General features: G+C 68.4%; 23 protein-coding genes. 14 read left to right on the top strand and 9 right to left on the bottom strand.

The features are described 5' to 3' along the window. The first annotated feature begins 14 nt into the window (after positions 1 to 14). The 3 genes from DFR41_RS23205 to DFR41_RS23195 all read left to right on the top strand — a co-directional run bounded on the left by DFR41_RS23205 (position 15) and on the right by DFR41_RS23195 (position 3901). Positions 15 to 2111, top strand: coding sequence for a TonB-dependent receptor (locus DFR41_RS23205; RefSeq protein ID WP_114804456.1), 2097 nt, complete (start codon positions 15 to 17; stop codon positions 2109 to 2111). 243 nt (positions 2112 to 2354) lie between these two features. Further along, positions 2355 to 2669, top strand: coding sequence for a hypothetical protein (locus DFR41_RS23200; RefSeq protein WP_170159449.1), 315 nt, complete (start codon positions 2355 to 2357; stop codon positions 2667 to 2669). After that, the gene (locus DFR41_RS23195; RefSeq protein ID WP_244917847.1) at positions 2666 to 3901 is read left to right on the top strand and encodes an OmpA family protein; all 1236 of its coding nucleotides are present in this window, start codon (positions 2666 to 2668) and stop codon (positions 3899 to 3901) included. Before DFR41_RS23200 ends, DFR41_RS23195 begins: the two co-directional genes overlap by 4 nt. Positions 3902 to 4040: 139 nt before the next feature. Here DFR41_RS23195 and DFR41_RS23190 read toward each other — a convergent pair whose 3' ends face one another. Continuing rightward, the gene (locus DFR41_RS23190; RefSeq protein WP_017760966.1) at positions 4041 to 4277 is read right to left on the bottom strand and encodes a helix-turn-helix domain-containing protein; all 237 of its coding nucleotides are present in this window, start codon (positions 4275 to 4277) and stop codon (positions 4041 to 4043) included. Between the two features lie 12 nt (positions 4278 to 4289). Continuing rightward, the gene (locus DFR41_RS23185) at positions 4290 to 4856 is read right to left on the bottom strand and encodes a hypothetical protein (protein WP_114804453.1); all 567 of its coding nucleotides are present in this window, start codon (positions 4854 to 4856) and stop codon (positions 4290 to 4292) included. Positions 4857 to 4932: 76 nt separating this feature from the next. Between DFR41_RS23185 and DFR41_RS23180 the strand changes: the two genes are divergently transcribed. Beyond that, positions 4933 to 6138, top strand: a complete 1206-nt coding sequence (locus DFR41_RS23180) for an aspartyl protease family protein (protein WP_114804452.1) — start codon at positions 4933 to 4935, stop codon at positions 6136 to 6138. A 644-nt stretch (positions 6139 to 6782) separates the two neighbouring features. Here the strand turns inward: DFR41_RS23180 and DFR41_RS27795 are convergent. Beyond that, positions 6783 to 6941: a hypothetical protein gene (locus tag DFR41_RS27795; protein ID WP_170159447.1), complete on the bottom strand. Its 159-nt coding sequence runs from the start codon at positions 6939 to 6941 to the stop codon at positions 6783 to 6785. A gap of 19 nt (positions 6942 to 6960) precedes the next feature. Here DFR41_RS27795 and DFR41_RS23175 point away from each other — a divergent pair, with 19 nt between their 5' ends. After that, a complete protein-coding gene (locus tag DFR41_RS23175) occupies positions 6961 to 9429 on the top strand; it encodes a YadA family autotransporter adhesin (protein ID WP_114804451.1) in 2469 nt (822 codons plus the stop codon). 17 nt (positions 9430 to 9446) lie between these two features. Further along, on the top strand, positions 9447 to 9956 hold the full coding sequence (locus tag DFR41_RS23170) for a DUF4019 domain-containing protein (RefSeq protein WP_170159446.1): 510 nt from the start codon (positions 9447 to 9449) through the stop codon (positions 9954 to 9956). A 36-nt stretch (positions 9957 to 9992) separates the two neighbouring features. On the opposite strand, the gene pdxH is transcribed toward DFR41_RS23170, so the two are convergent. Beyond that, positions 9993 to 10640, bottom strand: coding sequence for a pyridoxamine 5'-phosphate oxidase (gene pdxH / locus DFR41_RS23165; RefSeq protein WP_114804449.1), 648 nt, complete (start codon positions 10638 to 10640; stop codon positions 9993 to 9995). A 60-nt stretch (positions 10641 to 10700) separates the two neighbouring features. Between pdxH and DFR41_RS23160 the strand changes: the two genes are divergently transcribed. Together DFR41_RS23160 and DFR41_RS23155 are read left to right on the top strand one after the other, a co-directional pair. Then, entirely contained in the window at positions 10701 to 11612 is a 912-nt protein-coding gene (locus DFR41_RS23160; RefSeq protein WP_114804448.1) for a bestrophin family protein, read from the top strand. After that, on the top strand, positions 11609 to 12172 hold the full coding sequence (locus tag DFR41_RS23155) for a nucleotidyltransferase family protein (RefSeq protein WP_114804447.1): 564 nt from the start codon (positions 11609 to 11611) through the stop codon (positions 12170 to 12172). The genes DFR41_RS23160 and DFR41_RS23155 overlap by 4 nt, the downstream gene beginning before the upstream one ends. On the opposite strand, the gene DFR41_RS23150 is transcribed toward DFR41_RS23155, so the two are convergent. Continuing rightward, a complete protein-coding gene (locus tag DFR41_RS23150) occupies positions 12173 to 12817 on the bottom strand; it encodes a 2-dehydro-3-deoxy-6-phosphogalactonate aldolase (protein ID WP_114804446.1) in 645 nt (214 codons plus the stop codon). A 165-nt stretch (positions 12818 to 12982) separates the two neighbouring features. Further along, positions 12983 to 13876, bottom strand: a complete 894-nt coding sequence (locus DFR41_RS23145) for a 2-dehydro-3-deoxygalactonokinase (RefSeq protein WP_244917846.1) — start codon at positions 13874 to 13876, stop codon at positions 12983 to 12985. 194 nt (positions 13877 to 14070) lie between these two features. Between DFR41_RS23145 and DFR41_RS23140 the strand changes: the two genes are divergently transcribed. Then, positions 14071 to 15363, top strand: a complete 1293-nt coding sequence (locus DFR41_RS23140) for an amino acid deaminase (protein WP_017758425.1) — start codon at positions 14071 to 14073, stop codon at positions 15361 to 15363. A gap of 7 nt (positions 15364 to 15370) precedes the next feature. Here the strand turns inward: DFR41_RS23140 and DFR41_RS23135 are convergent, their stop codons facing one another. Further along, a complete protein-coding gene (locus DFR41_RS23135; RefSeq protein ID WP_114804444.1) occupies positions 15371 to 15928 on the bottom strand; it encodes a superoxide dismutase family protein in 558 nt (185 codons plus the stop codon). Next, a complete protein-coding gene (locus tag DFR41_RS23130; RefSeq protein WP_425326726.1) occupies positions 15925 to 16629 on the bottom strand; it encodes a gamma-glutamylcyclotransferase in 705 nt (234 codons plus the stop codon). Before DFR41_RS23130 ends, DFR41_RS23135 begins: the two co-directional genes overlap by 4 nt. A gap of 106 nt (positions 16630 to 16735) precedes the next feature. Here DFR41_RS23130 and DFR41_RS23125 point away from each other — a divergent pair, with 106 nt between their 5' ends. From DFR41_RS23125 to DFR41_RS23115, 3 genes are read left to right on the top strand one after another with little or no spacing between them, the layout of a single operon-like run. Then, positions 16736 to 17287 carry an OmpA family protein gene (locus DFR41_RS23125; protein WP_114804485.1) on the top strand — a complete coding sequence of 184 codons (552 nt, stop codon included), beginning with the start codon at positions 16736 to 16738 and terminating at the stop codon, positions 17285 to 17287. A gap of 46 nt (positions 17288 to 17333) precedes the next feature. Then, positions 17334 to 18440 carry a ParA family protein gene (locus DFR41_RS23120; RefSeq protein ID WP_114804442.1) on the top strand — a complete coding sequence of 369 codons (1107 nt, stop codon included), beginning with the start codon at positions 17334 to 17336 and terminating at the stop codon, positions 18438 to 18440. A 13-nt stretch (positions 18441 to 18453) separates the two neighbouring features. Continuing rightward, on the top strand, positions 18454 to 19143 hold the full coding sequence (locus DFR41_RS23115) for a RelA/SpoT domain-containing protein (protein ID WP_114804441.1): 690 nt from the start codon (positions 18454 to 18456) through the stop codon (positions 19141 to 19143). Positions 19144 to 19175: 32 nt separating this feature from the next. On the opposite strand, the gene gntR is transcribed toward DFR41_RS23115, so the two are convergent. Then, on the bottom strand, positions 19176 to 20201 hold the full coding sequence (gene gntR / locus DFR41_RS23110; RefSeq protein WP_114804440.1) for an HTH-type transcriptional regulator GntR: 1026 nt from the start codon (positions 20199 to 20201) through the stop codon (positions 19176 to 19178). 187 nt (positions 20202 to 20388) lie between these two features. Here gntR and DFR41_RS23105 point away from each other — a divergent pair, with 187 nt between their 5' ends. Next, entirely contained in the window at positions 20389 to 20952 is a 564-nt protein-coding gene (locus DFR41_RS23105; RefSeq protein ID WP_244917844.1) for a gluconokinase, read from the top strand. Beyond that, a complete protein-coding gene (locus tag DFR41_RS23100; RefSeq protein WP_114804439.1) occupies positions 20949 to 21476 on the top strand; it encodes a TRAP transporter small permease in 528 nt (175 codons plus the stop codon). Before DFR41_RS23105 ends, DFR41_RS23100 begins: the two co-directional genes overlap by 4 nt. Positions 21477 to 21501: the final 25 nt, after the last annotated feature.

Genomic DNA, 21501 nt, shown 5'->3' with positions numbered 1-21501 from the left:
CAACGAGCTTCCTCATGACTCCCCAATTCCATCGCCACGCCGTGGGCGCGGCCGTTCTCTTCGCCCTGTCCACGCTGGCCCATGCCCAGTCCGCCGCTGACGGCGCCACGCTGAACACCATCACCGTCACGGGCAACCCGCTCGGCGCGGCCGAATCCATCGCGCCGGTCGAGGCGCTGTCGGGCAGCGCGCTGCTCTACCGCAGCCAGTCCACGCTGGGCGAGACGCTGCAGGGCCTGCCCGGCGTCTCCAGCACCTACTTCGGCCCCAACGCCAGCCGGCCGACCATCCGCGGCCAGGACGGCGACCGCATCCGCATCCTCTCCAACGGCGGGGCCTCGATCGATGCCTCGGCCCTGAGCTATGACCATGCGGTGCCCACCGATGCCCTCGTCACCGACCGCATCGAGGTGCTGCGCGGCCCCGGCGCACTGCTCTATGGCGGCAGCGCCGTGGGCGGCGTGGTCAATGTGATCGACAACCGCATCCCGACGGAACCGATCAACGGCTTCGGCGGTCGCGCCGATGCCAGCTACGCCAGCGGCAGCAAGGAAGGCAGCGGTGCCGTGGTGCTCGAAGGCGGCAACGACCGCTTCGCGCTGCATGTCGACGCCTTCCGCCGCCATGCCGACGACGTGAGCGCGCCCACCTGGCTGGAGTGCGGCAAGGGCGGCGTCAACGTGCTGCAGAAGCGCATCTGCAACTCGGCCTCAGAGAGCCGTGGCGGTGCCGTCGGCGGCACGCTGTTCTTCGGCGGCGCGGGCTGGATCGGCGCCTCGGTGAGCGACTACCGCAGCAACTACGGCACCGTGGCCGAGGACGACGTCACCATCGGCATGCGCCAGCAGCGCCAGGCCATCGAAGGCGAATGGCGCCCCGGCGGCTTCTTCACGAGCATCCATGCCAAGGCCAGCCACACCGACTACAGGCACACCGAGTACGAAGGCGGCTCGCCGGGCACCACCTTCACCAACAACGGCAACGACCTGCGCATCGAGGCGCGCCACCGTCCCATCGCGGGCTTCGAGGGCCTGATCGGCCTGCAGAGCGAGCGCACGCGCTTCGCCGCCGACGGCGAAGAGGCCTTCGCGCCGCACAGCCGCACGCGAAGCGATGCGCTCTTCCTGTACGAGGAACTGCCGCTGTCCTGGGGCAAGCTGAGCTTCGGCGCCCGCACCGAGCGGGTGAAGGTGTCGTCGCAGGGCTATCCGGACGACCCGAGCATCAGCCGCTTTGCGCTGGGCGAGCGCAGCTTCAACCCCCACAGCGCCTCCTTCGGCCTGCTCTACAACGTGGCGCCGCAGTGGCAGATCACAAGCAACCTGGCCTACACCGAGCGCGCCCCCAAGGACTACGAGTTGTTCGCCAATGGCCCCCACGTGGCCACCGCGGCCTGGGAGGTGGGCGACACCGACCTGCAGAAGGAGCGCTCGCTGGGTGCCGACATCGGCGCGCAGTGGAAGTCCGGGCCCCACAACGCGCGCTTCAACGCCTACTGGTCGAAGTTCCGCAACTACATCGGCCTGACGGCCACCGGCAACCTGCGCAACGACGAGGGTGAGTCTTTTGCCGGTAGCTCGGAAGAAGCCCTGGCCGCCGCGCTGGACGAGGAACTGCTGGCCGAATACGTCTACCGCGGCGTGCGGGCACGCTTCACCGGCATCGAGGCCAGTGGCAGCCTGCGCCTGCTGGGCAACGACGGCCTGCGCCCGCTGGCCGGTGGCAAGCTCGACCTGGAGTGGCGTGCCGACGCCGTGCGTGCCACCAACACCGACACCGGCGAGCCACTGCCGCGCATCGCCCCGGTGCGCGTGGGCGCGACGCTGGCCTGGACCAGCGGCCCGTGGAGCGCACGCGTGGGCTTCGACCATTACGCCGGGCAGAAGCGCGTGCCGGCCACTGATCGGGCCACGGACAGCTACACCTTGTGGAACGCCTCGCTCGGCTACCGCATGAAGGTGCAGCGCGCCAGCCTGCTGTGGTACGCGCGGGTGGACAACCTGGGCAACGAGCTGGCCTACAGCGCCACATCGATCCTGACCACCACCGTCTACCCCCGCGCGCCGCTGCCCGGCCGCAGCGTGAAGGTGGGCCTGCGCGTCGATTTCTGATCGGCCGCCGAGGGGCGGGGCAGGGCGCTCCACCACCCGGCCCCGCGCCTATGCCATTCGGCGGACCGGCCATTCGGCAAGCGTTCGCCGTGACATAGTTCCTCTACATTCTTCGGGATGATGTTCCACACGGCTCGCCTGGACAGCCGGACAGCGGGCCCTGCCACGCCGTCCGGCGTCTGCGTGCGCGTGGGTTGAGCGCGAATGCGCGGGACGGCGCTCGCAGGGGCGTGGATGCTGGGCATGGGCGGATGGCTGGCACCTGCTGTGCCCGTGGTGGCGGCCGATGCGCCGCCGCCGTGCCCGACGCCCTGCCTGGCCCTGCCGCGGCCGGCGCCGACGCCGGCCCCTGCCGAGGCCGCGCCACCGCCCGCGCCCCGTCCGGCCGCGCGCAGCCGGCCCGCGCCGGCCGCCGCCCCCGTGTCCACCGAGGCGGCGGCGCCCGAGCCGCCGCCACGCCCGCCGGCCTCGCGCCGGTGCATCGACATCAACATGCGCGCCGCGGTGGGGGAACCGCTGTCGGCGCAGGACATGGCCTACCTGAGGAGCGAATGTTGAATCCGTCTGCCGTTGCCGCCGTTGTTCTCCGTGCCTGGATGCGCCTGCGCGCGCTGCTGCTGATCGCGGCAGCCGGCACCCTGTTGGCGGCCTGTGCCAACAAGCCCGTGGCCTCCACCGAGGTGATGCCCTTCGACCGCGCCGTGCAGCAGGCGGTGGACGACCTGATGGTGCAGACGCAGAAGATGCCGGCCTTCCTGGCCCGCGTCGAATCGCGGCTGCAGAAGAGCCGCATCGTCATCGACCCGTTGCTCGACGGCACCACCGGCCAGCAGACCGAAGTGACGCAGGCCGCCCAGCAGCGCATCGTGCAGCGCATGCAGGAGCGCTTCAGCCAGTTCACCGTCAACCAGGTCGACAGCCAAGCCGTGGAGCAGGCGCAGTACGTCCTCAGCGGCACGCTGACCCGCCAGGCCGATGCCTCGGCCGGCCGCTGGCAGCTGGCCCTCGCGCTGACCGAGCTCAAGAGCGGCACCGTGGTCGCGCAGACCGTGGCGCGCATCGCCGACGAGAAGCTGGACACCCGGCCCACCGCCTTCTACCGCGACAGCCCGGTCAGCACCCGCGATCGCGCCGTCGACGGCTACATCCGCACCAGCCAGACGCCCGCCGGCCAGCAGGCGGATGCGCTGTACCTGCAGCGCCTGCCCACCACCGCCGTGCTGCAGGAGGCCATCGACGCCTACGCGGCCGGCCGCTGGCAGGAGGCGCTGACGCGCTACGAGGCCGCCGCCCAGCGGCCCGACGGCCAGCAGCTGCGTGTCTACAACGGCCTGTACCTCACGCAGATGCAGCTGGGCCGCACTGCGGACGCCGAGCGCAGCTTCGGCCAGTTGGCCAAGCTGGGCCTGGAGGCCAGCAAGCTGAGCGTGAAGTTCCTCTTCCGGCCCGGCTCCACGGAGTTCCTGAACGATTCGCGCATCAGCGGCGTCTATCCGATGTGGCTGCGCCAGATCGCCCGCCAGGCGGCGCAGATGAGCAACAACTGCCTGCTCGTGACGGGCCACACCAGCCGCACCGGCTCGGAATCGGTCAACGAGCGGCTGTCGCTGCAGCGCGCGACCGTGGTGCGCATGCGCCTGGCCGCCGAGGCACCCAGCCTGGCCAAGCGCCTCAAGGAGGCCGGCATGGGCTTCCGCGAGAACATCGTCGGCACCGGTGCCGACGACGCGAGCGACGCGCTGGACCGGCGCGTGGAATTCAAGGTCGAGGATTGCGCCGCCTCGTCCTGAGGCCGCGTGGATTCCCGCGCGCCGGCGTGCCGACGCCGTGGCTTTCATGAAGGCGGACACCTGGATCGGCCCGGCGCCACTCCCGACGTTCCGAACCTGGCGTACCGACACAGCCCCCCGAGGCCGCGGGCGGGGACGGCTACTCTTCGCCCCCGTCCGATGGCGCCGTTGCATCCTCTGCGTAGGTCAGCAGATCGCCGGGCTGGCACTGCAGATAGGCGCAGATGCGCTCAAGGGTGTCGAAGCGGATGCCCTTCACATGGCCGCGCCGCAGGAGTGACAGGTTGGCCTCCGTGATACCGACGAAGGCGGCGAGGTCCTTGGCGCGTACGTTGCGCTGCGCAAGGACGACGCTCAGGGTCACGTGGATGGGCATGGTTGCGATGGATCAGACAATTTGCGCGTATTCGTCGGCGATGGTCGTGGCTTCGTCGAGCAAAGCCGCGAGCTGCCACGTGACGGCCGCAAACAGCAACAGGACGATTTCGCGCGAATCCACGCCCAGCGACAGCTGAAGCGGTCCGCCCAGCGCGCCGGACAGCACCCCACGGATCAGGGTCGGGCACAGCGTACCCAGCACCGCCGCGGCCAGCGTGCACGCGGCGAAACGTCGCAGTTGGAGCACCAGCGTCCGAGACAGCGCCTTGGCGTCTGCAAGGCGCATCAGGCCGAGGCCTGCCCAGTACAGGGCTGCGCCCATCACCAGCACCGGCGCCATGGCCAGAAAAGCCACCACCGCCCAGACAGACCAATGCAACGTGGCTGCGGCCCCTGTCAGGTGATGCGCTGTGGGCTGAACCTGCGCGAGCCACTGAGCGGCCGGCGTGCGCCAGAGCGCCACGGCCGTCGCCAGCGGCAACAGCACGCTCGCCAGCAGCGCACACCCTCCGAGCAGGACGGCGCGTCGGGTCGAGCGAGGCCGAGTGGGGCCAGGAGAGGGCGGCAGGGGGTGCATGCAGGAGTCCTTTTCGGCGCTTGACAGGCCGACTTCAATCACATAATTTTCTGTAAAACAGAAATTTATATTTGTTATGCAGCAATTATCTACCGAGCGAAGGCAGTTTGTTCAGCGGCTGGCCAGCGTGACGGGTGCGGCTTGCCTCGGCGCTTGCGGCGGTCGCAGCGCGATGGTGCTTCCCGCCGCATCGGACCTCTGGCAGGTGCCGTTGCGGATCGAGGATCCCTATCCCATCGTCACGGCACGCCTGCAAGGGCATGACGCCGCGCTGGTGCTGGACACAGGTGCCGATGCGACCGTGCTGGATGTGCGGCTGGCGCGCTTGCTCGGACTGGCGCTCTCGGATGGCGTGGTGCCCGGCTCCGGCGGCAGCGGGCCCTCCGGGGAGATCCGCCGCGCCGTTGTCCCGCACTTTGCGGTGGGCGGGGCCGTGGGCCGTGAGCAGCCTGTCTATGTCACCGCGTTCCCCCGTGAGTTTCCCTGGGACGGCGTGCTCGGCGCCGACTTCCTGCGGGCCTGTGCCATCCGCATCCGCTATGCCGAAGGCCTTCTCGACGGGGTGGCGGCCACCGCGTGGCAGGGGGTGCGCCAACTGCTCGGCCCCGGCCCTCTGCTGCCGCTGCGGCGCCATGCGTCGGGCAAGCTGCTGGTCGAAGCCGAGGTGGATGGCATCGCCGGCTGGTTTTCCATCGACACGGGCGCAGGCCAGGCTGTCACGCTGTTCGCACCCGCCGTGCAGCGGCTGGCGCTGCGCACACGCTGGGGCCCGGGCGTGCGTATGGCGACCGGCGTGACAACCGGCGGCGTCGATCACGCCGATTGCGTACGTGCGCAAGCGCTGCGATTGGGCGGGCACCTGCTCCAGCGTCCCGTGGTCGAGCTTTCGCTGGCCCGAGCAGGGCTGTTCGCCACTGACGCCTGGCTCGGCAACATCGGCGGTGAGGTGCTGCGGCGCTTCGACCTGGGGCTGGCGGCATCGGAGGGCCGGCTGGCCCTGACGCCCAATGCCGCCTTCGGCGAGGCATTCCCGGGCCCGCGCGCTGGCTTCATCTGGCGTGACACGGGCCAGGTGCTGCAGGTGGCCGAAGTCCTGGCCGATGGGCCGGCGGCGGCGGCGGGGCTGCGGGTCGGTGACGTGCTGCGAGAGGTCAACGGCCTGCCCATCGGCTCGGCGCAAGGCTGGGCGCTTCGCACGGCCTTGCGTGCGGCTCCGGGCAGCCCAGTGCGACTGCTGACATCGGCGGGGCCGCGCACCTTGATCCTCAGGGAAATGGTGTGAGGCGCGGGTTTGCCCTAGGGATGCTCTTCACGAATCGAGCGGCAAGTGGGCGCTGCGGATCGGGATGAGCTGCGAGGCGCAAAGCGCAGCATTTGCAACGACGCAGATCGCCCGAGTCCGCAGATGCCCACGGCGCGCGCATTCGTGAAGAGCATCCCTGGCCCTGCATTGAGTGAACGACCTTTGGGCGCACGCGCGATTGCAGTGGCTCTCGAATCGCTGGGCTTGGCTTTGCGCAGTTAAACGCCGCAAGGTCGCAAAAGACGGCGTCAATCCTCCGTTTGGACGAGGGCGAATTCGGCGCGTATTGCGATTTACGGGGCCCGGGCCTGTTCGGATGAATTGATTGGCGCCCATCCAATTCGGGGCCCTGCGGCGCCTGCCACACTTGCAACGGTTGCAGTGATGGCCTGAATGTGTAAGTTAGTTAACAAAAACTGGGCATCTGGACGTTCGTCTCCAGCGGGACGCTCGCTAGCATGAAGCGAGTCCTGGCTATTTTGCAAAGGCAGTTTTTTGCGGAGACACATTGAAATGACAACGCAGGAACCGCTTGCAGGCGTCTCGCAACCCCTGTCCGCGCCCCTTCCATTTCATTTGCGTCGTCGACCGGTTTTTCATCGGATCGCCGGTGCCTCGGCCCTTTATTTCCTTTTCTCGGGCGGCGTCTCGGCAGCGACGGCGGCCAATTGCCAGGGTGCCCAGAATTCCGGTTCGAGCACCGGAATTTCGGTCAATCTGTCGACCTCCGCGGGGGCCTGCGCCGACGGTCCCGTCGCCACGGCCATCGGCAGCGTCGCCATCGGCGCGCAGGCGCAGGCGGTGCCGCTGAACGCGGTGGCCGTCGGTGCCCAGGCCACCTCGGCGGGCGAGGCCTCGGTGGCGGTGGGGGCCGGCGCCAGCACGGGTCCCAATGGCCGGGGCGACCTGGCCTTCGGCGAGAACGCCCGTGCCAACGGCGGCGGCGCCTCCGCCTCGGCCGTGGCCGTGGGCTCCAACAGCTTTGCTGCTGCCGGCACGGTGGCGGTGGGTGGCTATGCCAATGCCTCCGGTGCGCGCGCGTCGGCCCTGGGTGACCAGTCGGTCGCTGCGGGCGCGCGCAGCCTGGCCGCGGGCGAGAGTTCGCGCGCCACGGCGGATGGGTCCGTGGCTCTGGGCTCCATGGCGCAGGCCAATGCGGCCAGTGGCATCGCCCTGGGGCAGTCGGCCAACGTGGGGGGCGCGGCCGGCCTGGCCATCGGCACCCGGGCCGCCGCGATGGGGAATGCCGGCGCCATCGCGCTGGGCAGCGACAGCAATGCCGGTGCCGACGGCGCCATCGCCGCGGGCAATCGCGCGCAGGCCACCGGGGCCTATGCCGTGGCCATCGGCAGCAATGCCATGGCCACTCAGGCCGGCAGCGTGGTGCTGGGGCGCAACAGCCAGGACCGTGCCGCCGCCCAGGTCGCCGGCGGCACGGTGGGCGGCGTCAACTATGCCTATGCCGGCACCGCGAGCGGGGTGGCGAGCATCGGCGCTGCGGGCGCCGAGCGCCAGCTGATCCACCTGGCGCCGGGCAGCGTCAGTGCCGCCAGCACCGACGCGGTCAACGGCAGCCAGCTCTATGCGGCGCAGCAGGCCATCGACTCGGTCAAGGCCAGCACCGACGCCGGCTGGCGGCTGAGCGTCAATTCGGCCGACGACCGCAAGGTCTCCGCCGGTGACACGGTGGACGTGAGCCAGGGCTCCAACATCTCTGTCGAGCGCACGGCCAACGGCCTGCGCGTCTCCACCGCCCGGGACGTGAATTTCGACAGCGTGACGGTCGGCACCAACGTGCTGAGCGCCACCGGCCTGCAGATGGGCAGCGCGGTCAACCTCGGGCCGCAGGGCCTGGTGATCGTGGGCGGGCCGAGCGTGACCGCCAGCGGCATCGATGCCGGCGGCGCGGCCATCGCCAACGTGGGCAACGGCGTCAAGGCCACCGATGCCGTCAACCTCGGCCAGCTGCAGGCCGCGGTGCAGGGGGTGAACACCGAGCGCTGGGTCAGCGGCTCGGCCACGCAATATGCGGCGCCCACGGCCACCGGCGCCGACGCGCTGGCCGCGGGCAGCGGCGCGCAGGCCTCCGGCGACCAGTCGACGGCCCTCGGGTCCGGCGCCAAGGCGACCGAGGCCAACAGCGTCGCGCTGGGCAATGGCAGCACCACCCGGGCCGCCACCTCCACGGCCGGGACCGTGCTCGATGGCACGCAGTACAGCTTCGCGGGCGGCACCGCGGCCGGCGTCGTCAGCGTGGGCCAGGTCGGCGGCGAGCGGCAGATCCAGAACGTCGCGGCCGGCCGCCTGAGCGCCGACAGCACCGATGCCGTCAACGGCAGCCAGCTCTATGCCACCAACGATGCGATCGGCGCCCTGGTGGCCCGGCTCGCCGCGACCGAGGCCAGCCGCACGCACTACGTGGGCGTGAACGATGGCGGCACGCCCGGCGGCAACTACAACAACGACGGCGCGGCGGGCCTGTTTTCCACCGCCATCGGCGTGAATGCCGCGTCGGCTGGCGCGAGCAGCGTGGCCCTGGGCGCCGGCGCCACCTCGGGGGCTGGCCAGTCGGTGGCCATCGGCGGCGCGGCGGTGGCCAGCGCGACCGGCGGCGTGGCCCTGGGCGCGGGCGCAGTGGCCGACCGCGCCGGCATGAACGGCGCGAGCGAGGCATTCAGCGGCGTGCGCGTCGCCTCGACGGCGGGCGCGGTGTCGGTGGGCAGCGCGGGCGCCGAGCGGCAGATCACCAACGTGGCCGGCGGCACCGCCGACACCGATGCCGTCAACGTTCGCCAGCTGCGCTCGGTGCAGCAGTCCAGCGTCGCCTACGCCACCCGCGCCGACGGCAGCACCGACTATTCGTCGGTGGTGCTCGGCAACGGGCAGGCGCCGCAGGGCACCGTCATCTCCAACGTGGCGCCGGGCGTCAAGGGGACGGATGCCGTCAACCTCAACCAGCTGCAGGCCGGCGTGGCCAGCGCCAATGCGTACACCGACGCCGTCGCCGGGTCGCTGAAGCAGAACATCGACCAGGTGGCCCGCAAGGCGTCTGCGGGTACCGCCGCGGCCATGTCGATGGAGACCGCGCCGTACCTGGCCGGCAAGGTGACCTACGGTGCCGGCATGGGCTACTACGGCGGGCAGTCGGCCTTCGGCATGTCCCTGCGCAGCACCTCGGGCGACGGCCGCTGGAGCGTCAATGGCGGCGTGTCGGCCGACACGCAGGGCAGCGTGGGCATCCGCGTGGGCCTGTCCGGGGCGTTCGAGTGAGCGGGATGCCGACGCCGATGGTTCTGCGCGACCGACCCCATCCTTCTTTTCCGACGACCGCCTGGCAAACCCTGCTGTACGGACTGCTGGCCCTGCTGATGTTGTGCCTGGCGCCCGGGGCCGCGATGGCCCAGGCGCCGCAGCCGAAGGTCGACCGCGCGGCCATCGTCGCGCGCTCCCTGCGCATCGCGCAGCTGGTGGACACCGGCCGCGTCGAGGTCATCTGGGACAACGCCTCACCCGCGATCAAGAAGCAGATCGCCCGGGATCGCTTCGTGCGGGACATCAAGGCCCGCCGTGCGGTCTACCGCAAGATCGGCCAGCGGCAGTTCGTCAACATGGCCGTCATCGACATGAACAAGTCCTCCGGCGCGCCGAGCGGGCGCTACCTGAGCGTGGTGCTCGCCTCCAGGGACTCGGCCGGCACGGCCATCGAGGAATTGGTGTCCTACCGCCTGGAGCCCGATGGGGCGTGGAAGGTGACGGGCTACGTGATCCACGGCGCTCCGGCGGCGGCGCGGCACTGAGGCGCCGGGCACCTCAGTGCCCTTGCGTCAGCCGGGTCACGGCGCCAGACGCGTCTTGACCCAGTCCTGGCCTTGCCGCTGGTAGCAGAGCCGGTCATGCAGCCGGCTTTTGCGACCCTGCCAGAACTCCCAGCGCTCGGGCACCAGCCGGTAGCCGCCCCAGTGCGGCGGGCGTGGCGGGTTGAGCAGGAACTTGGCGCTGTACTTGGCCGCATTGGCCACCAGCACGCCGCGGCCGTCGATGGGCTGGCTCTGCGGGCTGGCCCAGGCGCCGATGCGCGAGTCCAGCGGGCGGCTGGCGAAGTAGGCGTCGCTTTCCTCGTCGCTCACCTTCTCCACCCGGCCCTCGATGCGCACCACGCGCTCCAGCTCGACCCAGTGGAACTGCAGTGCGGCGAAGGGATTGCCGGCCAGCTCCTGGCCCTTGCGGCTCTGGTAGTTGGTGAACCAGACGATGCCCCGCGCGTCGTAGCCCTTGATCAGCACGATGCGGGTGGAGGGCCGCAGGTCGCTGCCCACGGTGGCGACGGTCATGGCATTGGGCTCGGGCACCTGGCCGGCGATGGCCTCGCCGAGCCAGCGCTCGAACTGCAGCAGCGGGTCGGCGGCGCTGTGGGTTTCGTCGAGTTCGGCCCGCTCGTAGCTCTTGCGCAGGTCGGCCAGGGAGGTCTTCAGATCGCTCATGGCGGGCATTGTCCGCGCTGGCCATGGCCGCGCCTTGACGAGGCCTAACATCGGCCGCCCATGATCGTCCGCCCCCGCCCGCACTGGCTGCGCCTGCTCTTCGTCTGGCGCGGCTCCATCCTTTCGCAGATCCTGCCGCAGCTGGCCTTGACCCTGGCGCTGGCCGTCGTCGTGACGCTGCTGCACGGCCAGGTGCTGCGCTGGAAGGTGCCGATGAACTTCGTGCCCTTCTCGCTGATCGGGCTGACGCTGGCGATCTTCCTGGGCTTTCGCAACAGCACCAGCTATGGCCGCTGGTGGGAGGCGCGCATGCTCTGGGGCGCGCTGCTCATCGACTGCCGGGCCGCCGTGCGACAGGCGCTGACGCTGGCCGAAGGCGGCGGCGAGGCGCGGGTGCTGGCGCTGCGGCTCATCGCGCTGGTGCATGCGCTGCGCCACCAGCTGCGCGGTACCGACCCTGCCGCCGACCTGGCGCGCCTGCTGCCGGCCGCCGAGGCCCAGCGCGTGATGGCGGCACGCTACCGGCCGGCCATGCTGCTGCTGATGGCGGGCGAATGGCTGCGCGACCTGCGCGCCCAGGGCCGGGCTGAGGCCGCCATCGTGCCGGCGCTGGAAGGCCCGCTGGACCGCATCGGCGCGGCCATCGGCGGCTGCGAGCGTCTGGCCAACACGCCCATCCCCTTCACCTACAGCGTCATCATCCACCGCACCATCTACCTGTACTGCCTGCTGCTGCCCTTCGGGCTGGTGGACGCCATCGGGCCCATGACGCCGGTGATCGTGGTGCTGGTCGCCTACACCTTCTTCGCGCTGGAGGCGCTGGGCTCGGAGATCGAGGAGCCCTTCGGCGAGGCGCCCAACGACCTGGCGCTCGACGCCATCTGCTGGAGCATCGAGACCTCGGTGCGCGAATCCATCGGCGACGCCGACTGGCCGCCGCAGCCGCAACCCCGCGATCACGTCTTGACATGACCATGAATCCCGAACGCCTGCCCGTCGTGCTGGTGCTGGCCTCCGGCCGGGGCGAACGCTTCCGCGCTTCGGGCGGCGCGGTGCACAAGCTGCAGGCGCTGCTGGCCGGCCGCCGCGTCATCGACCGCACGCTGGATGCCGTCCGCGCGAGCGGGCTGCCCTGGCATGTGGAGGACATGGGCCATCCGGGCATGGGCGACTCCATTGCCGCCGCCGTGCGTGCGACAGCCGATGCGCCGGGCTGGCTGGTGCTGCCGGCGGATCTGCCGCTGGTGCTGCCGGCCACGCTGCGTGCGGTGGCCGAGGCGCTGGACAACCGCGGCGCGGCGCAGCCGGTGTTCCAGGGCGAGCGCGGCCATCCGGTCGGCTTCGGCGCGGCCAGCGGGCCGGCCCTGATGGCGCTGGCGGGCGAGCAGGGCGCCGCGCCCGTGCTCAAGGCCCTGCGGGCGGGGGGCGCGGTGCGCGAACTGGCGGTGGACGATGCCGGCGTGGTGACCGACATCGACACGCTGGACGACTTGGCGCGCGCCGAGTCGCTCCTGCGTTCGCGCGGCGGCTGATCAGGCCTGGGCGGCGCAGGCGCGCCAGGCGGCCACGAAGGCGTGGGCCGTCTCGCCCACCGCCGCCGCCGCCTTGCCCGGCTTGTAGAGCGCCGAGCCGATACCGAAGCCGTCCGCCCCCGCGGCATGCCACGCGGCCATGCCCTCGGGCGTGATGCCGCCCACCGGCAGCAGCGGCGTGCCGCGCGGCAGCACCGCCTTCAGCGCCTTCACCGCGGCGGGGGAGGCCATCTCGGCCGGAAAGAGCTTGAGCGCACGGGCGCCCGCTGCCAGCGCGCCGAAGGCCTCGGTGGGCGTGAGCACGCCGGGCAGGGCGACCATGCCCAGCGCGACGCTCTCGCGCACCACCGCGGCATCGAAGCAGGGCGAGACGATCAACTGACCGCCCGTCGCATGCACCTCGCGCACCTGCTGCGGCGTCAGCACCGTGCCTGCGCCCACCAGCGCACCGGGGCACTGTTCGCGCAGCAGGCGGATGCTCTGCAGCGGCTCGGGCGAATTGAGCGGCACCTCCAGCAGGTCGAAGCCGGCCGCCACGAGCGCCTGGCCGATGGCGGGCGCCTCGGCGGGCGTGAGGCCGCGCAGGATGGCGACGAGGGGCAGTTGCGCCAGCGCGCGCTGGAAGGCGGGGAGCAGGTCGGTCATGGAGATGGAGGTCGGAAGGGAAAGAAAGCCCGCGATGCCAGTCAGCCAGCCCGTTCGCCCTGAGCCTGTCGAAGGGCGCGTGCCCAGGCTTCGACAGGCTCAGCCAGAACGGGCAGGGGGTCACTGGTCCGCATTGGAAGTAGGGCGGTGCGTTCGCGACGCATGTCAGCCAACGGCCTGCCGCGCGCGCCACAAGGCATGTGCGCCGGCCCAGGTGGCCTGGGCGTCGAGCAACCGGGCCGGCACGCCCACGCTGTCCAGCGCCAGGGCGTAGCGCTCGGTCAGCGTCGGGCTGCCCACCAGCACGACGGGCACGCCGGGCTGCAGCGGCTGCGCCCGCAGTTCGTCGCCGATCAGCAGGCCCGACAGATAGCTGGCCGCCGCGGCAGGAGCCAGGCGGTCGAAGAGCGACAGCGCCCGCATGCCGAACGCCAGGTGCAGCAGGCCGGGCGAGTCGGCCCGGCGCGCGCGGTCCACGCCATCGAGGAAGGCCTGCCGCACCAGTGGCGCATCGGCCTGCAGCGTGCGCGCCAGGATCGACTGCTGCGACAGCAGCGCATAGAACTCGCCCGTCATGAAGGTGCGGAAGCCCGTCACCCGGCCATCGGCCATGCGGGCCCACTTGTTGTGCGTGCCGGGCAGCACGAAGAGGCCTTCGCGCAGGCCGGTGAGCCGCATGGCGCCCAGGATCTGCGTCTCCTCGCCGCGCATCACGTCGGGCACGCCGGACTGGTGGTCCACCAGGCCCGGCACCATGTCGATGCGGCCGGGCACCACCGGCACGACCTGTTGCGCGATGTCCTCGGCGCCGCAGGGGCAGGCGCAGTAGGGTGCCTCGACCCAGCCCTGGCGGCTGCCGGCCATGCCGGCGATCAGGCAGCGGCGGCCGGGCACGGCCATCCAGTCGAGGGTGAAGGCCTCGAACACCTCGGCGAAGCTGGCGCCGTCCAGGTGCAGGATGCCCCGCGGGGCGCTGCGCTCTTCCAGCACCCGGCCGTCCTCGGCGAGGAGCGCGCCGCGCAGCGAAGTGGTACCCCAATCGAGGGCGACGAAGCTCATGAGTTCTTCCTTTGCGCCACGGACGGCCAAGCGTGGCGGGCAGTGCGCCGCCATGGCCGCGCAGTCTCGCATGCCCCTGCGCCCCGGCGACCGGTCAGGCGGCGCCGTGCGGGGCCGGCAAGAATGGAGGGCTGCCGCATCGGTCCGCGCCGGCATTCCTGCCGCCGCGTCCGGGGCGCGCCTTTTCTTCCATCATGACTGCCGAACTGCTCGATCCTCTTCTCGATGCCTCCTTCAAGGGCTATCCCCGCACCCAGGCGCCGCGCGCCCTCAGCGCCGTCGGCGCTGCCGGCTGGAACGTGCTGGCGGGCGACCTGCCGCTGCCCCTGGCCCTGATCCGCCGCGAGGCCCTGACCCACAACCTGGCCTGGATGCAGCGCTATGTGCAAAGCCAGGGCATCGACCTGGCGCCGCATGGCAAGACCACCATGTCGCCGCAGCTGTTCGCGCGGCAGATCGATGCGGGCGCCTGGGGCATCACCTTCGCCAACGTCGCGCAACTGGCCATCGGCGTGGCGGCCGGCGTGCGCCGCTGCCTCATCGCCAACCAGGTGATGCAGGACGAGGATCTGGCCGGCATCCAGCAGATGCTGGTGGCGCACGAGGGCCTGCGCGTCGTTTTCCTCGTCGATTCGACGGCGCAACTGGCGCTGATCGGGGCGTGGGCTGCCGCGCAGGCCGATGCCCGGCCCTTCGAGGTGATGCTGGAGATCGGTCTGGACGGCGGCCGCACCGGCTGCCGTACGCAGGAAGAGGCCATCGCCCTGGCCCGCGCGCTGGGCGCCAGCCCGGCCGTGCGCCTCGTGGGCATCGAGTGCTACGAAGGCCTGTGGGCCACGGGCGACTCGGCCGCCGACGCCGCGCTGGCCACGGCCCTGATGGACCGCGTGCAGGCCGTCGCCCGCCTGTGCGCCGACGAGAACCTGTTCGACACCGACGAGGTGCTGTGTTCGGCCGGCGGCTCGGCCGTCTTCGACCTGGTGGCCGGCCGCCTTCGGCCGGCGCTCGGGCGGCCGGTGCGCGGCCTGTTGCGCTCGGGCTGCTACGTGACGCACGACCATGGCTTCTACACGCGCATGGTGGGCCAGGTGAACGCGCGCATCGGCTGCGACTGCGCCGAAGACGGGCTACGCCCCGCCATGGAGGTTTGGGCGGCCGTCCAGTCGTGCCCCGAGCCGCGGCTTGCGATCCTCACGGCCGGCCGGCGCGATGTCTCCTTCGACATCACCATGCCGATTCCCTTCGCGCGTGCCGTGCGAGGCGTGCAGGCCCCGACGGGCGTGCCGGCAAGCTGGAAGATCACCGCCCTCAACGACCAGCACGCCTACCTGCGCTGGGACGAAAGCGACGACGCGCTCGCCCCGGTGGTGGGTGAGCGCGTCGGTCTGGGCATCTCGCATCCCTGCACCACCTTCGACAAGTGGCGCTGGATGCCGGTGGTGGACGAGGCCTACAACGTCGTCGACGCCATCACCACCGCGTTCTGAGGCCGCCTCAGCGGGTGATCACGCCGCAGGCGATGCGAGGGCCGGAGTTGCCGGCCGGCTGCGTGGTGTAGTCGTCGCGGTCCTTGTGGACGACGATGGCGCGGCCGACCACGTTGTTGGCGGCACCGTCGGTCAGCGAGATGGCGTGGATGTCCACGCTGAAGCGGGCTACGCCGTTGGAATCGGCCACCAGGCTGGGCAGCTCGCCGGCATGGCTGCCCGGTGCGCCGAACTTGCCGTGCGTGCCGCCGGCCGGGTTGAAGTGGCCGCCCGAGGCATTGCCGTTGTCGGCGCAGGAGCCCTTCTCGTGGATGTGGAAGCCATGCTCCGAACCGGGCGCCAGGCCGCGCACCTCGCCGGCCACGCGCACGCCGTGGTCCAGGGCGGTGAGCGTGACCTGCCCCATGGTGGGGTTGGGCGACACGGCTCCGGTCGGCGCCAGGGTGGCCGTGGCGCGCGAGGCGCCCATGCCCATGCCGGCGCAGGCGGCAAGCAGCAGGCTGGAGCCGGCGAGGGAGCAGGCGGCCAGCATGCGGGCAGAGGGCAGAGCGGAGCGGAGGGTCATGGCATTGTTCCTTTGGAGGATGAGGAAGAGGAATCGGACGGGCTCAGGTGTAACGATGCGGCGAGTGCCTGGCTGTCGGCGGAGGTCGCCATTTCTCCCGGTGCATGGGTTGCCAGACGCAACAGACGGGCCAGCGCGGAGTCACGGATGCCATGGCGCTGCAGCGCCTCCAGCGTCTGCCGCGCATAGTCCAGCGAGCTGCCGTAGCGGCCCACCGCGGTCGCAAAGATCTCGCGGTATCGCTCCTCGCTGAGTGTGCCGGTGAAGTTTGGCGATTTGCGTGACAGCGTGAAGGCCAAGGCCCGCACGGGCCCTTGCGCGGTGCGGCAGTGCAGCCAGCGCGGGTCGTACACGCCGGTGGGCATCTCGCGCAGCCAGAGGCGGCCCAGCGTCTCCAGCGCGATGGCCTGCGGAATGCGGAACACCATGCCGCGGCAACTGCCGCCGCTGAGCAGGCCGAAGACCAGGCCGGGCTTCTCGATGCTGCCGCGGTTGACGCGGCTCCACATCTTCAAAGCCCGGTGCCAGCCGCTCACCTGGGCAGGCCGCGCCTCGCTGTGGTCGAAACCCGGGTTCCAGATCAGCGAGCCATAGCCGAACAGCCACAGGTCATCGTGGCCGCCCCATTCGGCAATCGTGCGTTCGAGCAACGGGCCGGGGTCGCGCACGGGCGGAGGATGCGCGCCGACAAGGGGTGGCAGGGACGTGGCACCTAGAATTTCGGCTTCTGAAACGGGCTTCACGCGGCCCATTATTGCCAAGGCATCCTCCATGGCCACCCTTCAACATCCCGAGAGACGCAGCCTCATGTCCACCCCCGACGACGACTCCCAGCAACGCTTTGCCCTTGGCCTGGTGTTCGTTCTCATCGCCCTGATCGTCGCCACGACGATCGGCGCCGCGGTCTACCACTACGGCATGCCCGGCCGTGATGCCGATGCAGCCGGCACCGCCAGCCCCGCACCGGCGGCCCCCGCCACGGGCGTGGCCGTCATCACCGAGACGGTGGTGGCGGTGGTGCCCGAAGGGGCCAGCGTGCGCGTGGAAGGCGGCGTGGTGAAGTTCTACTTTGCGACCGGCAGCGCCGACATTGCCCCGGGCGCCGCCGAGGCGTTGGCCCTGGTGCTGCAGGGCGTGCAGAACGGCCGCAAGGCGGTCATCTCGGGCTACCACGACACCACGGGCGACCCGGCCAAGAACGAAGAGTTGGCCAAGCAGCGTGCCATCACCGTGCGCGACGTGCTGGTGGGGCTGGGCGTGGCCGAGGACAAGGTCACGCTGGAGAAGCCGGCCGTCGCAGCCGCAGGTCAGGGCGACGACGCGGGGGCGCGTCGCGTCGAGGTCAAGCTGGTCGACTGACGCGTTTAAAGCTCAATTTTCAACTGTCCAAGTAATTATTTTCGCGATGAAAATATTATCTGTTTTCAATAATAAAGGTGGGGTAGGAAAAACAACCCTTACGTTCCATCTTGCCCAAGCGCTGAGTGCTTTGGGGAAAAAAGTTTTAATGTTGGATGCTGATCCTCAGTGCAATTTAACCATTTATTCGATTAGCGTAGAGAAGATTCATAAAATATGGGAAGAAGAAGATGAATGTTTAGACATGGGAATTGAGGAGTTCACAAGGAAAAATGGAAGCGGTGCTCTTGCTAAAATTAATAGAAGCGCAAGATCGCTACATTATCTTCTTCAGCCTACCATTGAAGGTACAGGCGAGTACAAAAGAATGCCGCCGCCTTTGGAGCTTTCTCGTAATCTCCATATCATACCGGGGCGTCTTTCGATTCATGAGTACGAGGAAAAAATATCCTCTCGGTGGAGTGATGCATACAGAGGCGACGCTCTTGCAATTAGAACCATTACGAGAATTAGAGCAATTGCCGAGGATTATGCGAAGAGCAATGGATACGACTACGTCGTCATAGATACGTCACCAAGTCTAGGCGTCTTTAACAAGACTATTATTTCAACAGTTGATGGTTTCTTTGTTCCTGCCGCGCCGGATATGTTTTCATTGTATGGGATAAGGAACATCGGCAGTAGCCTGAATAAGTGGCAAGAAGAATTCGATGTCATCTTCAAATTAATTTCTAAAGATAAAAGAAAGCTTTTCCCCGCCAACTTTGTGCAATTTCTCGGCTATACGATTTACAACGCGAAGCGGTATACAAAGCCCAATGCTCAATGGAATCTTGCTCAAGCCCATCTGCAATATGCGCTTCTTATTCCTCAGATAATTAACGATTACATCGGTAAAAGTCTCAGAAAAAATATTTCTGACAGAATTATTGCGGATCCCATTGGGGGGGAAGCGATTATGCACGGGCATAACACATTTCCAACATTAGCCCAGCATTACAGGGTCCCAATGTGGCAGATTCCATCTTTAACTAACATCGAGAAGGAACATCAGAACACCGTAAACGGCCAGCGTAAGGAGATCTCTGCAACCAAAGCTAGCTACGAAGTGTTCGCCAAGGCGCTGATAAAAAGGGTGGAGTTTTTAAATTAGTTGGGGACCATAGATGCCGCCGCAACCTGAAACGCCAGATACCGTCGAGGATTTAGTTGGACACTACAGAAAGAAGAAGAGGATATATGAACTATTTTTGAAGTCTGTCGAAGCTGCTTTTACTTCTGAGCACGCTCTAAACTCAGGTACCCCTGCAGTAATTCATTCGACCAAGAGTCGTCTAAAAGATGACGAGCATCTAGCGGAGAAAATTAACCGCAAGAGGCAAGATGGGCGGGTCATTGGTGCCTCTAATCTCTTTCAAGAGATAACTGATTTTGCTGGTCTGCGTGTGCTTCATCTCCATCAAAGCCAGTTTGAGGCAATACACAAATTTGTTGAAAAAAAGATAAAAAATAAGACCTGGGCTTTGCTTGAAAAACCGGTGGCTTACACCTGGGATCCCGATTCAGTAACGTATTTTAAGCAGTTCAAATTGCGTACTGATTTGAAGCCGTCGTATTACACCAGCGTTCATTATCTCATTTCGCCGGCCAATGATGAGAATCACGTTTGCTGCGAAGTTCAAGTTAGGACGCTTTTTGAAGAGGCATGGGGAGAGATTGATCATTCGATAAATTATCCAAATCCAACTGATAAAATTGCGAATATTGAGCAACTGCGCGTCCTTTCTCGCCTAGTATCCACTGGATCTCGGCTGGCTGATTCAATATTCAAAATACATAATAGTCAGTCCTCTTAATTCCTCTTGTATTTTTGTAGAGTGGGCAGATCTCAGCTGCTCTCCCGCGTTACGACTGACCAAGCCAATTCAACACAACTAGTGCTGATCGCCTCCCCCCGCATCAACTGCAGCAGCATGTGCGCCGCCTCCTCGCCGATCTCGCGCCGGGGCGTGCGCACGCTGGTCAGGCTGGGCAGCAACTGATCGCTGCCGGGCAGGTCGTTGAAGCCGGCCACGGCCACGTCGCGCGGCACCGAGATGCCCAGCCGCGGCGCGGCCATCAGGGCGCCCTGGGCCAGGTCGTCATTGCAGAAGAAGATGGCGTCGGGTTTCGCCTCGGCCACGATGCGGCCGAACATCTGCGCGCCCAGGGCGAAGGAGGAGGGCTCGGGGCGCAGGAATTCCAGCGCCGGGTCGTAGCAGCCGGCGGCCTGCAGGGCGCGGCGGTAGCCCTCGGCGCGCTGCATGACGCGGGCGTCGAGCTGGGCGGCGGCGTACGCGATGCGGCGTGCGCCGCGCGCCAGCAGGTGTTCCGTCAGCGCCTGGCCGGCGTCCTGCTGCGAGAAGCCCACGCAGTGCACGCCCGGGGCACGGCTGGTCTCCATGACATGCACGCAGGGCACACGGCTGGCCTGGATCAGGGCGCGGGTCTCCTCGCTGCGCTCGAAGCCGGTGACGATCAGGCCGGCCGGCCGGTGCATGAGCTGCTCGCGCAGCAGTTGCTCTTCTTCGCGCGGGTCGTAGTGGGTCACACCGATCAGCGTCTGGAAGCCCTGGGCGCGCAGCGTGCGCTGCACGGCCTCCAGCAGATCCACGAACAGGGTGTTGGTGAGCAGGGGGATGAGCACCGCCACATGCGTGCTGCGCTGCGAGGCCAGGGCGCGGGCGGCCGGGTCGGGCACGTAGCCCAGGCGGGCGGCTGCCTCGCGCACGCGCTCGACCAGCACCGGATCCACGCTGCGCTCGCCCCGCAGCGCCCGGGAGACGGTGATCGGACTCACGCCGGCGGCGCGGGCGACGTCTTCGAGGGTGAGGCGGCCGCTGGAGCGGCGGGAGCGGCGGATGGCGTCGGTCAAGGGTTTGTCCTAGGCGGGCGAGAAATCATTGTTCAATAAGATAGCGCTATCCAGTCGGTTCGACCAGCAGGGTTTGTGCGGTGCACTCCCCCGGGCTGATCGACTGGCTCTTCATGTGGGGGGGAGTTTGTTCTCTCTCTTTCGTCGGCTGCGTGGTTTGATGCTGCGCAGCTTTTTTTGGATTCGAATGGATAGCGCTATCTCATCGTTCCGGCCGTCCGCCATCGTGGTGATGGGCGTCTCCGGCTGCGGCAAATCGAGCGTGGGCCAGGGCTGCGCGGACGCGCTGGGCTGGCCGCTTTGCGAGGGCGATGCGTACCACGCGACCGAGAGCATCGCCAAGATGAGCACCGGCATTCCCCTGGACGATGCCGACCGCGCGGGTTGGCTGGATCGCCTAGCCGCGCTGCTCACGCCGGAGGCCGCCACCGGCGGTGTGGTGCTCACCTGCTCGGCCCTGCGGCGCAAGTACCGCGACCGGCTGCGCGCTGCCAATCCGCGCCTGGGCTTCGCCTTCCTGTCGCTCGATTTCGACCAGGCGCTGGAACGGGTGAAGTCCCGGCCCGGCCATTTCTTCTCGCCCGCGCTGGTGGCCAACCAGTTCGCCACGCTGGAGTCGCCCACGGGTGAGGCCGGCGTGCTCACGCTCGACGCCACGCGGCCGCTGGCCGATCTGGTCGCCGAGATCGCCGCCTGGGCCCGGCCCGCCGCGCCCCGGGCCGCCGACCGACACGCTGGAGACATCGCATGACGACCTCTTCCTCTTCTTCCCCCACGCCTTCGCGCCCCTTCCGCGCGCCCCTGCTCAAACGCCTGGCCGAGCACTTCATGGTGCTGGCCCTGGCCGGCATGGTCGTGGCGGTGTTCGTCAACGTGGTGCTGCGCTACGTCTTCTCGACCAGCATCGTGTCGTACGAGGAGATCTCGCGCCTGCTCTTCGTGTGGCTGGTGGCCGTCGGTGCCATCGTGTCGGCCTTCGAGGCCAAGCACCTGGGCTTCGACATGCTCACGTCGCGGCTCTCGGGCACGCCGGCGCGGCTGCTGTTCTGGGGCAGCCGCCTGCTGATCGGGCTGTGCCTGGTGCTGCTGGTGATCGGCTCCTGGGGGCAGGTCAAGGCGGGCATGAACAGCTACAGCACCGTGCTGGGCTATCCGCTCGCGCTGGGTGCGGCGGCCACGCTGGTGCTCGGCCTGGGGCTGCTGGTGGCCTTGGCCGTCGAACTGCGCCGCGGCAGGCCGCTGGAAGGCGCCGACGACGAAGCCATCCTCGAATGACGCCCCGGCCCCACCTCCCGAGCAG

It is taken from the genome of Pseudacidovorax intermedius (genome assembly GCF_003350475.1).
Classification (GTDB): Bacteria; Pseudomonadota; Gammaproteobacteria; order Burkholderiales; family Burkholderiaceae_C; genus Xenophilus; species Xenophilus intermedius.
Note: the sequence above shows the minus strand (reverse complement) of the source record. Positions and strands in the feature narration are given on the sequence as shown.

Coding starts and splice junctions, on each gene's coding strand:
- DFR41_RS23185 (WP_114804453.1), bottom strand. CDS start 4,856: ATGCACCCCCTGCCGCCCTCTCCTGGCCCCACTCGGCCTCGCTCGACC.
- DFR41_RS23205 (WP_114804456.1), top strand. CDS start 15: ATGACTCCCCAATTCCATCGCCACGCCGTGGGCGCGGCCGTTCTCTTC.
- DFR41_RS23100 (WP_114804439.1), top strand. CDS start 20,949: ATGACGACCTCTTCCTCTTCTTCCCCCACGCCTTCGCGCCCCTTCCGC.
- DFR41_RS23105 (WP_244917844.1), top strand. CDS start 20,389: ATGGATAGCGCTATCTCATCGTTCCGGCCGTCCGCCATCGTGGTGATG.
- DFR41_RS23135 (WP_114804444.1), bottom strand. CDS start 15,928: ATGACCCTCCGCTCCGCTCTGCCCTCTGCCCGCATGCTGGCCGCCTGC.
- DFR41_RS23170 (WP_170159446.1), top strand. CDS start 9,447: ATGGTTCTGCGCGACCGACCCCATCCTTCTTTTCCGACGACCGCCTGG.
- DFR41_RS23180 (WP_114804452.1), top strand. CDS start 4,933: ATGCAGCAATTATCTACCGAGCGAAGGCAGTTTGTTCAGCGGCTGGCC.
- DFR41_RS23160 (WP_114804448.1), top strand. CDS start 10,701: ATGATCGTCCGCCCCCGCCCGCACTGGCTGCGCCTGCTCTTCGTCTGG.
- DFR41_RS23145 (WP_244917846.1), bottom strand. CDS start 13,876: ATGAGCTTCGTCGCCCTCGATTGGGGTACCACTTCGCTGCGCGGCGCG.
- DFR41_RS23120 (WP_114804442.1), top strand. CDS start 17,334: ATGAAAATATTATCTGTTTTCAATAATAAAGGTGGGGTAGGAAAAACA.
- DFR41_RS23190 (WP_017760966.1), bottom strand. CDS start 4,277: ATGCCCATCCACGTGACCCTGAGCGTCGTCCTTGCGCAGCGCAACGTA.
- DFR41_RS23200 (WP_170159449.1), top strand. CDS start 2,355: ATGGGCGGATGGCTGGCACCTGCTGTGCCCGTGGTGGCGGCCGATGCG.
- DFR41_RS23155 (WP_114804447.1), top strand. CDS start 11,609: ATGACCATGAATCCCGAACGCCTGCCCGTCGTGCTGGTGCTGGCCTCC.
- DFR41_RS27795 (WP_170159447.1), bottom strand. CDS start 6,941: ATGGCGACGCTGCCGATGGCCGTGGCGACGGGACCGTCGGCGCAGGCC.
- DFR41_RS23140 (WP_017758425.1), top strand. CDS start 14,071: ATGACTGCCGAACTGCTCGATCCTCTTCTCGATGCCTCCTTCAAGGGC.
- DFR41_RS23125 (WP_114804485.1), top strand. CDS start 16,736: ATGTCCACCCCCGACGACGACTCCCAGCAACGCTTTGCCCTTGGCCTG.
- DFR41_RS23115 (WP_114804441.1), top strand. CDS start 18,454: ATGCCGCCGCAACCTGAAACGCCAGATACCGTCGAGGATTTAGTTGGA.
- DFR41_RS23150 (WP_114804446.1), bottom strand. CDS start 12,817: ATGACCGACCTGCTCCCCGCCTTCCAGCGCGCGCTGGCGCAACTGCCC.
- pdxH (WP_114804449.1), bottom strand. CDS start 10,640: ATGAGCGATCTGAAGACCTCCCTGGCCGACCTGCGCAAGAGCTACGAG.